We start from the raw sequence: 15,166 nt of genomic DNA, 5'->3' as shown, positions 1-15,166 counted from the left end.
ACGTGATTTAAGAGGTGAGAGAAGGGCGCGTCAAGGGCGCCGGCAGGGGTATGTTGCGTCCGGGAGAGGCAACAGGGGGAGGGAGCACCATGGCAGAACGCGACAGGCGGACCGTACGTGACCTACGGAGGGGCAATCGCGCACTGGTCGTGCGGCGGCTGTACTTCGACGGCCCGCTGAGCCGCCAGGAGCTCGGCCCCGCGACCGGTCTGAGCTCGGGATCCATCAGCAATGTCGTCGCCGAACTCGCCGCCGAGGGCCTCCTGGAAGAGGCCGGCGTGGTCGACTCCGACGGGGGCCGGCCCCGCACGCTGCTGCGCGTCGCTCCCGGCGGTGGCCTGCTCATCGGCATCGACATCGGCGAAACGCGCGTCCGTGTCGAGCTGTTCGACCTGTCTCTCACCGAACTCGCCCGCACCGACCGGCTGTTGACCCAGCACGGCTATGACGTCGGACGCATCGTCTCTCATGTCCGTACGGGCATCGCCGACGTCCTGCGTGACGCGGGCGCCGACGTGGGGCGGCTCCTCGGCATCGGTATCGGTGTCCCCGGCATCGTCGAGCGCGGCGGGCCGGAGGGCACGGTCGTCCACGGCCAGACCATCGGCTGGACCGCGGTGCCGTTCGAGAAGCTGCTGCGCGCCGTGGTCGAAGTCCCGGCCGGGGTACCGCTGTTCATCGACAACGGCGCCAGAACCCTCGGCCAGGCCGAGATGTGGTTCGGCGCCGGCCGAGGAGCCGGTACGGCGGCCGTCGCGCTCCTCGGCTCAGGTATCGGCGCGAGCGTCGTCCGGAGCGGCGCCGTGTCCGACGAGGACGGTCAGGGCAGCGCACTCGAATGGGGCCACACCACCGTGCAGTTGCGCGGCCGCCGGTGCCGCTGCGGCTCTCTGGGCTGTCTGGAGGCGTACGCCGGAGCGCAGGCGATGCGCGAGAGGTGGTCCGAAGCGGGCGGGCCACTTCCGGACGACGCGGACGACGAGACCGCCGTGGCCGCCCTGCTGGTCGCGGCCTTTCCCCGGCCCGGCGGCCCCCCGGTCGACCCGACGGCGGTGTCCCTGCTCGACGAGACCGCCGAATGTCTGGGTGCGGCCTGCGCTGATCTGATCAACCTCTTCCAGCCCGAACGCATTCTTCTCGGCGGCTGGGCGGGACTGCTCATCGGCCCGCATCTGTTGCCGGCGATCCGGCGGCACGCGCGGGCGTACGCCCTCCGTCACGCGGCGGCACGCACCACGATCGACCTGGGCCGGCTCGGCCCCGACGCGGTGACGGTCGGCGCGGCCACACTGCCTCTCGCGGCGTTTCTCGCGCGGGGCGGGAGCCGTCCGCGCATCGCCGATCCGGTGGTCGAGGCGGACAGCCGGCGCTGGCTGCGTGACCGAGCCGAAACCGACCGAGCCGCCGAAACCGACCGTGCCGTCGAACCCGACCGAGCCGCCGGAGCCATGGAGGCCACCGAAATCACGGGAACCTCGGTCTGAACGAGCACTCGTGCGGGGGCTGTCGTCAACGAGCCCTCGCGCGGACGCCGTTGTCAATGACAGCCAATTTTCGGCTCGGGAGGACGCGTCGGCCGTCAAGGTGGCACGCTGTGTGCGCAGATGCGGTCGGAGCGTAGGTGAGGCCTTGTCATGGTCCGTGCCCAGCCCATAAGTTGACCGCGTGCGACGTGTCCTACTGCCAGTGGGGGAGCGAAGTCATGGCCGCAACCGGTCGGCACCGCCGATACCAGCCCAGTCGTATCAACCGCGCCTCGCTGACTGTGACGGCGGGTGGCGCGGGCATGGCCCTTCCCCTGATCGCCGCCGGGTCGGCGCATGGGGCATCCGTGGATGTCTGGGAGAAGGTCGCGGCCTGCGAGTCGACCAACAACTGGGACATCAACACGGGTAACGGCTATTTCGGCGGACTCCAGTTCACCCAGTCGACCTGGGAGGCGTACGGCGGCGGGAACTTCGCCCCCCGCGCCGACCTCGCCACCAAGGACCAGCAGATCGCCGTCGCGGAGAAGGTGCTCAAGGGGCAGGGTCCGGGAGCCTGGCCCGCCTGCTCGGGCACCGCCGGACTGACCCGTGGCGGCGAGGCACCCGACGTCGCACCGGAGAAGTCCCGCGCCACCGGGAACGCGCCCCAGGCCGAGACCGTGGCGAAGAGCGGACCGATCCGGACCAAGAGCGAGCCGGATCGGCAGAAGCGGATCCAGCAGAAGAAGGCCGCGTCGCCCACCAGCGTGCCCACGCAGCGCGAGGGATACACCGTGGCCCGCGGAGACTCGCTCTCCGGGATCGCCGTGGAGGAATCCGTCAAGGGCGGCTGGCAGCGGCTGTACGAGGAGAACCGCCGTCTCATCGGCAGCGACCCCGATGTGATCTTCCCCGGCCAGAAGCTGGTGCTGCACGTCCAGGCACCGGCCAAGGGCAGCGCCACCGCGTCCCCCAAGGAGAAGGCTCCCAAGGAGACGGCGAAGCCGAAGCAGGCCGCCAAGGCCAAGCAGGCGGAGAAGCCGAAGCAGGCCGAGAAGCCGAAGCAGGCGGAAAAACCGAAGCAGGCAGAGAAGCCCGAGCAGGCGGAAAAACCGAAGGCCCAGAAGGTCCGCAAGACGCAGGCCGAGAAGCCGGGGACCGCCGACATCACCGCCCCGGTCTCGTCCTCCACCGGCACCCAGTACCGCCAGCCCGGTTCCTGGGCCAGCGGATACCACACCGGTGTCGACTTCCCGGTCCCCACCGGCACCTCGGTGAAGGCCGTCGCCGCCGGGCACGTGGTCTCGGCCGGCTGGGCGGGGGCGTACGGCTACCAGGTCGTCATCCGCCACTCCGACGGCAAGTACAGCCAGTACGCGCACCTCTCCGCGCTCAATGTGCGCGAAGGCCAGTCGGTCGGCAGCGGTCAGCGGATCGCCCGGTCAGGATCCACCGGCAACAGCACGGGACCGCATCTCCACTTCGAGATGCGTACGGGGCCGGGTTACGGAAGCGACATCGATCCCCTCGCCTACCTGCGAGCGGGCGGCGTCCGCCTCTGACGGTCCGCCACGGCCCGAGCGCGCGGACGCGAGGACGTTCGGCGACGCGAGGACGTTCGGGGACGCGCCGAAATCCCCGGACGCGCCGATCTCCAGAGGTACGCCGAAGCCGGCCGGGAGTGTGCCCGACTCCTCGGGCACGCCGACCGGCGCCCCCTGGCCGTCGGGCAACTCGCCCCCTGACGACGAGTGCGCGGCCGATGACACCGACGTGCTGTCGTGCGAGGTGCCCATACGCTCGGTGGTGAGCAGGATCAGCCCGCCGGCCGCCACGAGACCCGAGCCCAGCGCCAGCCCCGTACCCAGCACGCCGTACTGGAAGTTCTCGCCGAACAGGGTCAGCCCGACGGCCGCCGCCACCACCGGGTTGACGACCGTGACCGTGGCCAGTGGGGCGGCCAGGCCGGCGCCCCGGTAGGACGCCTGGGACAGCAGCAGCCCGCCCGCCGCGAGGACCGCGATCACCGCGAGGCTCGGCACCTGCATGGCCACCTGGTCCGAGGCCCAGTCCACCGCCACGGTCTTGGTGAAGACCGAGGCGATACCGAACGCGACACCGGCCGCGCCCGCCAGGAGCACACTCCGTACCACCGGCCGGCCCACCAACTGCGCGGCCAGGAAGATCACACCGACTCCGCCGAAGGTGGCCAGGGCCAGGATCAGCCGCTCCCCGCCGGCCAGCGAGTGCGAGTCCGTGCCCCCGGTCAGAGCGAGCAGCCCGGCCAGTCCCACGGTCGCCATGAGCGCGCCCCGCCAGGCGGTGTGCCCGGCCTTGCGGCCCACGAAGAGCGCCGCCATGGGCAGCGCGAAGACGATGGTGAGCGCGCCGAGCGGCTGGACCAGGCTGAGCGGGCCGTACGCCAGCGCGACGACGTGCAGGGTGGCGCCCAGGCCGTTCAGTGCCACGGCGGCCCACCAGACCCCGTGGTGCAGGGGCGCGTACGGGCGGGCGGGGGTGGCCGCGGCGACGCGCTCCTGAAGGATCGCTCCGGAGGCGTAGGCGACCGCGGAGACCAGGGACAGCAGCACGGACAGGGCGAGTGCACTCATGTATCCCACGATCTCTCGTCCGCGCGATTTCGGCGTCGTCCTGAAGAGGCAAATCCGGCGTAGTGCTATCGGCGTACGGACGGGGACAGGAGTACTCCCACGGATGGGTTCCCAGGTCAGCGGGGAGTACCCGACCGCAGGCAGACATCGTCCGGTGTGCACGATCCGCGCTCTTCCGTTCGCGCATTCGCATGCCACGAACTCCAGGTCGGTTACGATCGATTCGGAAGTAGGTACTTTTCAGTGCGTTGCATTCCTGGCAGGAGAGATGGATGACCACCAAGGCGAAGCCGACGCGCCAGATCGAGCCCGGCACGTACGAGGCGTACATGCATGACTGTCCCGCGGTGGCGTTGCTCTCGACGATCAGCAACCGGTGGGTCAGCCTGACGATGTGCACCCTCGGGTTGTACGGCGACGCGATGCGATACAGCCACATCAGCCGGGAGATCCCGGGCGTCAGCCAGAAGATGCTCACCCAGACCCTGCGCATGCTCGAGCGCGACGGCATGGTGAAACGGACGGTCACGCCGACAGTGCCCGTACGGGTCGACTACGAGTTGACCCCGCTCGGACAGGGCCTGTACGGCCTGCTGGCCCAGGTACATGACTGGGCCGCAGACAACACGGATGAGGTCGACGAGGCGCGAGCACGCTACGACACCCGGAAGACCGGCCAGTAAGGACAGCTCAGGGGCGTAACGCACTTTGAAGTGCCTACTTACGAATAGATCGTAACTCGCTTAGCGTTCGTAGCGTTCACAGTGTTCGAACAGCCAAAGGGAAGAACGAAGTCATGCGCGCAGCAGTCGTGAAGAAGACCGGTGGATCCGAGGTAGTCGAGGTCGTGGAGGCCCCCCTCCCGGAACCAGGTCCCCTGGAGGTCCGTATCAAGGTCGCGGCCGCCGCGCTCAATCCGGCGGACGCCGGTGTCTGGTCCGGGTTCTTCAGGCCGTTGGGGGAGGTCGAGTACACCGGGCTCGGTCTGGACGCCGCCGGGACGGTCGACGCGGTCGGTGTGGGTGTCTCCTTGGAGGTCGGAACTCCGGTGATCGCGTTCGATGCCCCTGTGCTGCGCCCGACGAAGGCTCAGGCCGAATACCTGGTGACCGACCTCAACTCTGTTGCCCTCGCTCCGGAGGGTATGGATCTGACGCTCGCGGCGACGATCCCTCTGAACGCGATGACCGCCTCACTGGCCCTGGAGAATTTCCCGCTGCACGCCCGCGACACGCTGCTTGTCACGGGCGCCGCCGGGGCCGTTGGCGGCTACGCCGTCGAGCTGGCCCGGATGCGGGGGGTGCGGATCGTCGCGCAGGGGCGGCCCGAGGACGAGGAGTTTCTCCGCGATCGTGGCGCCACCTGGTTCGTGTCGCGCGACGAGGAACTGAGTGAGGCGGTGCGCCGGTTCGTGCCGGAGGGCGTGGACGGCGTGTTCGACGCGGCGGCGCAGGGCGCCCCCGCGCTGGCGGCTGCCCGCGACGGCGGCCTTTTCGTGAGCGTGAGGAGTGACGTGGTGCCGGAGTCGCAGCGGGGCGTGGTGGTGCGGCTCACCAGCGCGGGTCCCGAAGGGACCCGTCTCTCGTACCTGTCCGCGCTCGCCGAGGTCGGCCTGCTGACGCCGCGGGTCGCTGAGACCTACCCCCTGTCGCAGGCGGCCGAAGCCCACGCCCGGCTCGCCCAGGGCGGTCTGCGCGGCCGGATCGTGCTGGTGCCGTGAACACCCTGAACCCGCGCTGACGTGCGGCGGGTCCCCAGGCCACAAGCCTGGGGACCCGCCGGACGGACTCAGGCGCCGAAGCGCGCGGTGAGCTTGCGCTCGACCAGGCCGACCAGTGCGTACATCGCCCAGGCCAGCAGGCAGAGCAGGCCGAGCGTGATGATGACGAGCCGGATGTCGTCGTTGTCCTGGGCCTGCTTCTCCAGATAGCCGAGCCCCGCCTGCGCTCCGATGAACTCACCGATGACCGCCGCGGTCACGGCCTGGAGGATCCCCAGCCGCAGGCCGACGGCGATGGCCGGCAGGCTGAACGGAAGATCGATCTTGATGGCGCGGGCCACCGGGCCGATCTTCAGGAGCCGGGCCAGGTCGTCGACGCTCGTGGGGATGGAGCGCAGCCGCGTGATCATGTTGATCAGCACCGGATAGAACGACACCAGGGCGACCAGCGCGATCTTGGAACCGATCCCCAGGCCGAGCCAGAGCACGATCAGGGGGGCGATCGAGATCTTCGGTGTCACCTGCGCGATCACGATCAGCGGCATCAGCACGCGCTCGGCCCAGGGCATCCGCACGAAGGCGATCGCGAGGACCACGCCGATCGAACTCCCGATCAGCACGCCCTGCACGACCTCCGCGAGCGTCTGCGCGATGTGCACGCCGAGCACGCCGTCCTGCGCCAGCGTCCAGCCGTGGCCGACCACCGCGCCCGGGGTGGGCAGCTTGTAGGGCGGCACATCGAACAGCACGGTCACCAGCCACCACAGCACGACCCCGGCGACCAGCGAGACCGTACCGACCACGAGGGGCCGGACGGATCTCGGCGGGCCGTCCGGCCGCGCGCGCGGCGCGTGCGTGCTAGCCGAGGTCATTCGGCTTCACCACCATGTCGCCGGCGTCGAACTTCTCATCGATGATCTTGAAGTCGGCCTGCGCGTCGATCGCCTTCTGCCAGCGGTCCACGTCCGGCTGGCCGAGGCCGTCCTTCTTGGTGGTGGGCGACTGCCACAGGCTCTTGGCGAAGACGTCGTTGATGATGCCCGTGATGTCCTTCTCCTGCCCCTTGAACGAGGGGGCGTACTTGGAGACGGACATGTTGACCGCGGCCGCCGGGTTCTTGATGGTGTACTCGATGCCTTGGTTGAGGGCGTCATCGAACGCCTTGACCCTCTTCGGGTTGTCCTCGACCGTCTCGGGGCTGGCCACGACCACATTGCCGAACGACGGCAGGTACTTGTCACTGAGCATCTGCTGCACGTCCACCCCGGCCGACTTCAGGGCGTAGTAGCGAAGCCGGGAGAAGACGATGCCGTCGACCTGGCCGTTCTTCAGCGCGTCGACGATGACACCGGTGCCGATCGTACGGACCTTCACATCGCTGATGTTCAGCTTCGCGCTCTTCAGCATGGCCTGAAGCTGGATGTAGTTGGGGCTGCCGAGGTCGGTGACACCGATGATCTTGCCGCGGAGATCGGCGGGCGACTTGATGCCCGTGCCGGTCTTCGACAGCATGGCGCCGATCCCCTGCTGGTAGGTGGTGTGGACGACATTCGTCTTGACCCCCTGACCGTACGAGGTGATCACCGAGTCGCCGTTCGGGAAGCCGAAGTCGACATTGCCCGCCGCGACGTTCTTGACGATGTCCGACCCCTGGGCGTACGTGAAGGACACGTCGAGGCCGGCCTTCTTGAAGTAGCCCTGCTCCTTGGCCGCGTAGAGCGGCGCGTAGTACGGAGCGGCCGATCCGTCGATCTGGATCGTGACCTTCTTGATCCCACCGGACTCGGAGTCGGACTCGTCCGACGAAGAGGCGGGGCTGCACGCTGTGGCCATGCCCACGAGCAGTGCGGCGGATCCGAGGCCGGCCACGTGACGACGGTCTATCTTCATGATTCTCCTTGGAAGTGCGGGGGTGCGGAGTTCGGCGACGCGGAGGTCGGCGGTACGGACGGTATGCGTCGGGAGTCAGCGACTCCAGCGCAGGAGCCGTCGTTCGGCCAACGAGACGAGCCCGAAGCCGAGGAGTCCCACCACCACCGTGATCAGTACGGCGGCGATCAACAGCGGTGTGTTGTTGGAGGTGTTGCCGAGAACCATGAGATAGCCCAGGCCACGCTCGGAGGCCAGATACTCGGCGAGGAAGGCGCCTGTCATGGCGTCGATGACGGCGATCTTCGCGCCGGCCAGCATCGCCGGCATGGCGGCGGGGAGCTGGATCGTCCGCAGGTACTGCCGGCGGGACAGATTCAGCAGCTTCCCCAGGGTGGCCACGTCCGCCGGGACGTCACGCAGCCCCAGCATCGTGGCGGCGGTCATGGGGAAGAACACGAGCAGCAGGATCAGCGCGTACTGGGAGGTGAGGCTGAGACCGAACCAGAGCACGAGCAGCGGGGCCACGGCGATCTTCGGGGCCGCCTGGAGCAGGACCATGTACGGGGCGAAGATCTCGCGTACGGTCCTGGACGCCCACAGGACCCAGCCCAGGGCGACACCGATCAGCGACCCGACGACGAAGCCGAACGCGATGTTGCGGAGCGTGTAGCCGAGGTTGGGCCAGAGTTGGCCGTTCCGTACCAGTTCCACCGCCGCGGACCAGACCTTGTCCGGCGCGGGAAGCAGGTAGCTCGGAACGTCCGCAGTCCGGACGTACACACTCCAGGCGGCGATGACCACGAACAGGTAGGCAGCGACGGTCAGGATCCGCACCGCTGCCCGCCCGAGCGGCGCGCGCTTGCGGGCCGCTCGGGACTTCGCCGGCTGCCGCTCGCCGCCGAGGGGTGGACCCTTCCGCGTCACCGTGCCGCTGCTCATTCCAGCTCCTGTCGGAGCATGCCGGCGAACTCGGCGAACTGCGGCAGCTGTCTGGTTCTGGGAGTACGGTCGCGGTCGAGCGGCACCTTGTGCACGGCCTTGATCCGGCCCGGCCGCGCCGTCATCACCGCCACCTTGTCGGCCAGGTAAGTGGCCTCCTCCACGCTGTGCGTGACCAAAATGATGGTCTTGCGCGTGGTCTCCCAGATACGCAACAGGTCGTCGTGCAGCCGGTCCCGGGTGATCGCGTCGAGTGCGCCGAACGGCTCGTCCATGAGCAGGATCTGCGGGTCGTAGGCCAACGCCCGCGCGATGGCGGCGCGCTGGCGCATACCGCCGGAGAGCTCCTTCGGGAACGATCCGGCGAAGTCGTCGAGACCGACGAGTTCGAGCAGTGAGCGCACCCGCTGCCGGCCCGCGGGCGACTTGTCCCGCTGCGCTTCCAGTCCCAGGGAGACGTTGCGTTCCACCGTCCGCCACGGCAGCAGCGCCGGTTCCTGGAAGACGTAGCCGATGTCCTTGCCGGGGCGGGGCTGCCTGGACCAGGCGAGCTCGCCCTCGAAGTCGGTGTCCAGCCCGGCGATCATCCGCAGGAGCGTCGACTTCCCGCACCCCGACGGGCCGATGAGGGCGACGATCTCCCCGTCCGCGACCTCGAGGTCGACATCGTCCAGCGCCACGACCCGTGAACGGTTCGCGGCCACATACGTTTTGCTGACGCCACGTACGGACATGAAGGCGCTCATCGGCCGACCACACCCGTCCGTATGGACCGGGCCGCGCCCATGGCTCCGGGCCGGCCGCCGCCGGCCCACGTCCTGTGGCGATGTCGCACGAAGACCTCCAGGTCTCTCCAGATCCGTCACGGCCGGATCTCTCACTGGCCGGATCTGTCACGGCCGCCATGAACATGATGGTCACAGCGGCGTCGTGCTCGACTTCCATGGATGGAAATCGCCTTTCCGACTACGAAGATCAGAGCCTGGACCGGTTTTCGGCCATCGTCAAGCTGTGGCACCAGTGGTTACATGCGAGACATTGCTGGAAACATCCACAAAACCTACACAGACAGATGTGTCAATTCGGCAACCCTCGGCGCTATTGACGCCGAATTTAGTGATGGTGCACACTTCCGCTGCTGGAAGCCAGTCATCCACATATGGAGGTTCACCGATGGCCAGAAGTGCCCAGGATCCCTGGCAGGACGGAGCGCCACCGCACCTTCCGGCCAAACTGGGCATGCTGCCCCCGGTCTGTCTGCTGCCCGGCGACCCGGCCCGCGTCGACCTCGCCGCCGAAGTGCTCGCGGACTTCGGCATCGTGGGCGACAACCGGGAGTTCAGAATCGGAGTGGGAAGCCTGGACGGGACACCGATCGCGGTGTGCTCGACCGGCATCGGCGGACCCTCGACCGAGATCGCCGTGGTCGAGCTGGCCAGGCTGGGAGTGACGACCGTGCTCCGTACCGGAGGCATGGGAGCACTGACCCAGCGGATCGCACCCGGTTCCGTCTGCGCCGTGACACGTGCCGTCCCCGGGAGCGGCGCCGCCGCGTACTATGCCACAACGCCCGACGGCAGCACGGCGGATGACGAGGTTCTCGCCTCGCTGCGCGCCGGAGCCGCCTCCCTGGGGACCGGCCTGACCGAGGTGACCGTCGCCTCGACCGACTCGTACTACCTGGGCCAGGGCCGTCCCCTGCCCGGCCACCAGGAGAAGGCGGCGGAGCGGCTGTCCGCCCTGGTCCGGCTCGGCGTCGACGGTCTCGACATGGAGGCCGAGACCGTACTCGCGGTGGCGCGGGCCATGGGCGTACGGGCGGGTGCCCTGCTGGTGGCGCACGCCAACCGGGCCACGGACGACTGGCTGGAGGACTACCGGCCCGCGCAACTGGCCATGCTGCGGCTGGCGGCCCACTGCGCGCGGTCGTTGTCGGTGGTGGGGTGACCCACGTTCATGGTCGCGGGCCGGGGGGCAGGACCGGCATGCCAGGCACACACGCATCTCCGGATGAACGGACGGCTGAGGTATGCAGGTCACACGGGCCCTACGAGTCATCGGAACGCTGGCGGCCAGTCGCCGGGGCATGACCTTGCAGCAACTGCATGAGCAACTGGACATCCCTATCGGCAGCATGCACCGGGTGCTGGCCGCCCTCACGGAGGAGCAGTACGTCACCAGATCGCCCATCAACCGCTGCTACTTCCTCGGCCCCGCCTCCACCGAGCTGGCCGCGATCTCCTCGGGCGGCGGAGGCTCCATCGTCACTCCGCCCGCGCCCATGGAGGAAGCCGCCCGCGAGAGCGGCGAGACGGTGTTCCTCACCGAACTCGTCGGGCTGCGGCTGATCTGCGTCGCACTCGTCGAAGCACGTTATCCGCTGCGGCTGTTCGTCCGGGTGGGCCAGGAGATGCCCCCGCACGCGGCGGCCTCGGCCCGCAGCGTCCTGGCGTTCCTCCCGCCGGAGACCGTTTCCGTGATGCTCCGCGACCGGGATCTCACCGCGTACTCCGAGGAAACGCCGCGCACGGCGCAGGAGATGGAGGACCATCTCGCCGAGGTCCGTTCGCGGGGGTACGACGTGTGCGCGAACGAACTCGACGACAACGTATGGGCGGTGTCCGCTCCCGTGTTCACCTCCACCGCGCAGACGTTCTCCAGCGTGACGCTCGCCGCTGCCGGTCACCGGATGCGAGACCCGCTGGAGCGGGCCCGAGCCACGGAGACCGTGCTGCGTGCCGCCCGTACGATGTCGCAGGAACTCGGCTACACCGGCGACTTCCAGGTGCACTGAGTCAGGTCGGCGCCGGCGGCGCGGTACGCCCTGCCCGGGGGAGCGGGCAGGGCGGTCCCGGCACACCGAAGGTCTCGGCCTCGCGTGGGTCCAGGCCTCGCGCGGGTCCCGGTCCCGGCGCGCTGCCGGTCAGAGCATCCGGCGCCGCCGTCCCAGCCAGGTCTGCGCGATCACCACCACCGCCAGGAACGCCCCGCTGACCACCTGTTGGTACGCCGAATCGAGCGAACCGATCTGGTTGATGACGTTCTGGATGACCTTCAGCAGCAGGACGCCCACGAGCGATCCGCTGATGAAACCGAAGCCACCGCTCAGCAGCGTCCCGCCGATGACGACGGCGGAGATCGCCTCCAGCTCCATGCCGTTGCCCAGAATGGTCACTCCGGAGACCAGCCAGGCCGCGTTGAGCGCCCCGGCGAGCCCCGCGCAGAGCCCGGAGAGGGTGTAGACGGCGATCTTCGTACGGGCCACCGGGGCGCCCATCAGCGCCGCCGCGTCCTCGTTGCCGCCGACCGCGTACACGAACTGGCCGAACCGGCTGCGGCGCAGCAGCAACGCGCCCAGCGCGAACAGCGCCACCGTGATCCACACCGGAATGGCGATTCCCAGCAGTGTGTCCTGGCCGAGGCGGGCGAAGAAGGATGTCTCGTCCACCAGATAGGTCCTGGAACCCTCGTCGGTGACCGACAGCAGTACGCCGCGCGCCAGGAGCATCGCGGCCAGTGTCACGATGAACGGCGCCAGCCGGGCCCGCGCGATCAGCAGGCCGTTGACCAGGCCGATCAGTCCGCACACCGCGAGCGGGAGAAGCAGGGCGACGCCCGTGCCGTACCGCGAACCCCACGCGGCGAGCACACCGCCGAGCGCGAACAGCGAACCCACCGAGAGGTCGATCCCGCCGGTGATGATGACGAAGGTCATGCCGAGCGCGACAACGGCGAGGAAAGCCGAGGAGACGGCCATGTTCTCCAGATTGTCACCGGTCAGAAAGGTGTCGAAGCCGATCGAGGCGGCGACGGACACCAGGACGAGGGTGACGAGCGCGCCGTGTTGCTGGGCGAGCGCGCTCAGTCGCTCGGCCCGGCTCGCGCCGAGCGGTTCCTCCTCCGTCCGCGCCGTGTCACTCGCCGCGCTCTTGACCTGCACAGTGGTCACCGCTTCCCCCGTTCCCGTGCCGCGTACACCGCGAGCACGATCACCACGGCCTGGGCGATCTGCGTCCAGGACGGAGGCAGATCGTGCTTGATGAGCGTGGCGGTCAGCAGCTGGATGAGGACGGCGCCCGCCACCGTGCCGCCGATCCTGATCCGGCCGCCGCTCAGTGGCGTACCGCCGACGACCACGGCGGTGATCGCGGACAGTTCCATCAGCGTGCCGAGCGAGGTCGGGTCGCTCGCCTGGAGCCGGGCGGTGGCCAGCACCCCGGCGATCGCGGCGAGCACGCCCGAACAGACATAGACGAGGACCAGTACCCGGCGCACCGGGAGTCCCGCCAGCCGCGCCGCCGGCCGGCTGTCGCCGATCGCGAGGAGCTGCCGGCCGAAGGTCGTGCGCCGTACGGTGAAACCGACGGCGAGCGCCAACCCGGCGGCGATCAGCACCAGATAGGGGATACCGAGCAGATCGCCGGAGCCCAGCGAGGCCAGCCCGGGGTCCCGTACGTCCTTGAGCTGGGGGAGCAGGACCAGCGCGATCCCGCGCCCCGCGACCATCAGCGCCAGCGTCGCCACGATGGGCTGCACCCCGATGAACGCGATCAGCGAGCCGCTCGCGAGACCGACGACGGCCCCGCCCAGGACCGCCACGATCAGCGCGACCCACGGCCCGTACCCGAGATACAGCGAGAGCAGGGACGTCGACAGCGCCATCACCGAGCCGACCGAGAGGTCGACGCCCTCGCTGCCGATCGCCAGTGCCATACCGAGCGCCACGATGAGGACGGGGGCGACCTGCACGGCCTGGGTACGGAAGTTCTCGGCGGACAGGAAGTTGGGAGTGAGGACGGCGTTGGCCAGCAGCAGAACGGCCACGCCGGCATAGACGCCGTACTCCTGAAGGAGTGTCAGGAACCGTGCCCGGTCCAGGGGGACGCGTCCGAGCGTTGCCAGGTCAGTCATGGTGCTCCCCGTCCTCTCCGCGACCGCCTTCTCCGTGACCGCCTTCTTCGCGACCGCTCTCCTGGCGGTGGTCCTCTCCGTGACTGCCCGTCTCATGACCGCTCTTCGAAGCGATGGCGTGCAGCAGCCGGTCCTCCGTCACCTCGCCCCCGGTCAACTCCGCCACGACCGCGCCGTCCTTGAGGACCACGACCCGGTCCGATCCCTCGATCAGCTCCTCCATGTCGGACGAGATCAGCAGCACCCCGAGCCCCTCGTCCGCGAGTTCGTCGATCAGTCGCTGCACCTCGGCCTTGGCGCCGACATCGATGCCCCGGGTGGGCTCGTCGAGGAGCAGCACCTTGGGCTCCATGGCGAGCCAGCGGGCCAGCAGCACCTTCTGCTGATTGCCGCCGGACAGTTCGCCGACCTTCTGGTGCGGCCCCGACGCCTTGATCCGCAGCCGCTTCATGAAGGTGTCCACCACCCGGTCGATCCGGGCGTCGTCGACGAGGCCGAAGCGGGAGAGGCCGGGCAGCGCGGCCAGGGCGATGTTCTCCCGTACGGACAGTCCGGGGACGATGCCCTCCGCCTTGCGGTCCTCGGGGAGCAGGCTGATGCCCGCCCTGATCGCGGCGGGTGTGGAGCCGGTACGTACCGGAACGCCCGCCACCAGCACCCGGCCGGAGTCCGGTGGCAGTGCTCCGGCGATGGCCTTCGCGGTCTCGCTGCGACCCGAGCCGAGCAGCCCGCCGAGTCCCACCACCTCGCCCGGACGCACTGTCACCGACACCTGATTCAGGATGTGACGCAAAGTCAAATTCTGTGCTCGCAGTACGGGTTCGCCGCCGGTGTCGTGAGTGCCGGTGAATTTGGTCAGGCCCTCGTCGCGGACCTCGCCCATCTCGCGGCCCAGCATCAGCGATACCAGTCTCAGCCGGTCGAGATCCGCGATCGGGCCTGTGTGGACCCGCTTGCCGTCGCGGAGGACGGTGACGGTGTCGCAGACCTCGTACAGCTCGTCGAGCCGGTGACTGACGTAGACCACCGCGATGCCGCGCTCCCTGAGCATCCTGATCACCCCGAACAGGGTGCGTACCTCGCGCGGTTCGAGCGAGGAGGTCGGCTCGTCCATGATGACCACCCGCGCGTCGACCGAGACGGCCCGCGCCAGTGCCACCATCTGCTGGGCGCCGACGCCGAGCGAGCGCAACGGCCGCCGTACGTCGACCCGCAGCCCGAGCGCGCGCAGCGCCTCGTCCGCCTCCCGGTGCATCCGGCCGAAGTCGATCAGCCCGAGCCGGCCGCGGGGCTCACGCCCCAGGAAGAGGTTGCGGGCCACGCTCATCAGCGGGACGAGATTGACCTCTTGGTAGATGGTGGAGATCCCGGCGTGCTGTGCCTCCAACGGCGTTCCGAAGCACACCGGTTCGCCCTGGAAGACGATCTCGCCCTCGTCGGGCCGGTAGACACCCGTGAGCAGTTTGATGAGGGTGGACTTGCCCGCGCCGTTCTCGCCGATCAGCGCGTGGACCTCGCCGGGCCCGACGGCGAAGTCCACCTCGTCGAGCGCCCGGGCGCCGGGAAAGGTCTTGGTCAGTCCGGTGACCGAGAGGACGGCCGGCGGTGCGGCGGGCGGCACGGCCGGCAAAGCGACCGACGCCACG

Annotated in this window: 14 protein-coding genes; 6 read left to right on the top strand and 8 right to left on the bottom strand. The window is 69.2% G+C overall.

The features are described from left to right. Positions 1 to 89 precede the first annotated feature (89 nt). Positions 90 to 1,484, top strand: coding sequence for an ROK family protein (locus ACIQD6_RS11070; RefSeq protein ID WP_401880647.1), 1,395 nt, complete (start codon positions 90 to 92; stop codon positions 1,482 to 1,484). Between the two features lie 218 nt (positions 1,485 to 1,702). Continuing rightward, on the top strand, positions 1,703 to 3,028 hold the full coding sequence (locus ACIQD6_RS11065) for a transglycosylase family protein (RefSeq protein WP_401880646.1): 1,326 nt from the start codon (positions 1,703 to 1,705) through the stop codon (positions 3,026 to 3,028). Here the strand turns inward: ACIQD6_RS11065 and ACIQD6_RS11060 are convergent. Next, complete coding sequence (locus ACIQD6_RS11060; RefSeq protein ID WP_401880644.1) at positions 2,909 to 4,078, bottom strand: DMT family transporter; 1,170 nt, start codon at positions 4,076 to 4,078, stop codon at positions 2,909 to 2,911. The genes ACIQD6_RS11065 and ACIQD6_RS11060 overlap by 120 nt on opposite strands. A gap of 272 nt (positions 4,079 to 4,350) precedes the next feature. Here ACIQD6_RS11060 and ACIQD6_RS11055 point away from each other — a divergent pair, with 272 nt between their 5' ends. Both ACIQD6_RS11055 and ACIQD6_RS11050 read left to right on the top strand, forming a co-directional pair. Then, complete coding sequence (locus tag ACIQD6_RS11055; RefSeq protein ID WP_401880642.1) at positions 4,351 to 4,761, top strand: winged helix-turn-helix transcriptional regulator; 411 nt, start codon at positions 4,351 to 4,353, stop codon at positions 4,759 to 4,761. A gap of 113 nt (positions 4,762 to 4,874) precedes the next feature. Then, entirely contained in the window at positions 4,875 to 5,798 is a 924-nt protein-coding gene (locus ACIQD6_RS11050) for an NADP-dependent oxidoreductase (RefSeq protein ID WP_401880640.1), read from the top strand. Positions 5,799 to 5,866: 68 nt separating this feature from the next. Here ACIQD6_RS11050 and ACIQD6_RS11045 read toward each other — a convergent pair whose 3' ends face one another. The 4 genes from ACIQD6_RS11045 to ACIQD6_RS11030 all read right to left on the bottom strand — a co-directional run bounded on the left by ACIQD6_RS11045 (position 5,867) and on the right by ACIQD6_RS11030 (position 9,355). Beyond that, positions 5,867 to 6,670, bottom strand: coding sequence for an ABC transporter permease (locus ACIQD6_RS11045; protein ID WP_401880638.1), 804 nt, complete (start codon positions 6,668 to 6,670; stop codon positions 5,867 to 5,869). Further along, on the bottom strand, positions 6,657 to 7,688 hold the full coding sequence (locus ACIQD6_RS11040; RefSeq protein WP_401880636.1) for an ABC transporter substrate-binding protein: 1,032 nt from the start codon (positions 7,686 to 7,688) through the stop codon (positions 6,657 to 6,659). Before ACIQD6_RS11040 ends, ACIQD6_RS11045 begins: the two co-directional genes overlap by 14 nt. Before the next feature lie 75 nt (positions 7,689 to 7,763). Next, a complete protein-coding gene (locus ACIQD6_RS11035) occupies positions 7,764 to 8,609 on the bottom strand; it encodes an ABC transporter permease (protein WP_401880634.1) in 846 nt (281 codons plus the stop codon). Further along, entirely contained in the window at positions 8,606 to 9,355 is a 750-nt protein-coding gene (locus tag ACIQD6_RS11030) for an ABC transporter ATP-binding protein (RefSeq protein ID WP_401880632.1), read from the bottom strand. The genes ACIQD6_RS11035 and ACIQD6_RS11030 overlap by 4 nt, the downstream gene beginning before the upstream one ends. A 427-nt stretch (positions 9,356 to 9,782) precedes the next feature. On the opposite strand from ACIQD6_RS11030, the gene ACIQD6_RS11025 reads away from it, so the two are divergent. After that, positions 9,783 to 10,556: a nucleoside phosphorylase gene (locus ACIQD6_RS11025; protein ID WP_401880630.1), complete on the top strand. Its 774-nt coding sequence runs from the start codon at positions 9,783 to 9,785 to the stop codon at positions 10,554 to 10,556. An 82-nt stretch (positions 10,557 to 10,638) separates the two neighbouring features. Next, a complete protein-coding gene (locus ACIQD6_RS11020; protein ID WP_401880628.1) occupies positions 10,639 to 11,403 on the top strand; it encodes an IclR family transcriptional regulator in 765 nt (254 codons plus the stop codon). Positions 11,404 to 11,532: 129 nt separating this feature from the next. Here ACIQD6_RS11020 and ACIQD6_RS11015 read toward each other — a convergent pair whose 3' ends face one another. The 3 genes from ACIQD6_RS11015 to ACIQD6_RS11005 are packed head-to-tail and all read right to left on the bottom strand — an operon-like array spanning position 11,533 to position 15,165. Beyond that, the gene (locus ACIQD6_RS11015) at positions 11,533 to 12,549 is read right to left on the bottom strand and encodes an ABC transporter permease (RefSeq protein WP_401880820.1); all 1,017 of its coding nucleotides are present in this window, start codon (positions 12,547 to 12,549) and stop codon (positions 11,533 to 11,535) included. A 5-nt stretch (positions 12,550 to 12,554) separates the two neighbouring features. Then, the gene (locus ACIQD6_RS11010; protein WP_401880627.1) at positions 12,555 to 13,520 is read right to left on the bottom strand and encodes an ABC transporter permease; all 966 of its coding nucleotides are present in this window, start codon (positions 13,518 to 13,520) and stop codon (positions 12,555 to 12,557) included. After that, positions 13,513 to 15,165, bottom strand: a complete 1,653-nt coding sequence (locus tag ACIQD6_RS11005) for a sugar ABC transporter ATP-binding protein (RefSeq protein WP_401880625.1) — start codon at positions 15,163 to 15,165, stop codon at positions 13,513 to 13,515. The genes ACIQD6_RS11010 and ACIQD6_RS11005 overlap by 8 nt, the downstream gene beginning before the upstream one ends. Position 15,166: the final 1 nt, after the last annotated feature.

It is taken from the genome of Streptomyces sp. NPDC088400 (assembly GCF_044753355.1).
Lineage (GTDB): Bacteria > Actinomycetota > Actinomycetes > Streptomycetales > Streptomycetaceae > Streptomyces.
The sequence above is the reverse complement of the archived record's forward strand: the minus strand, read 5'-3'. Positions and strand labels throughout refer to the sequence as shown.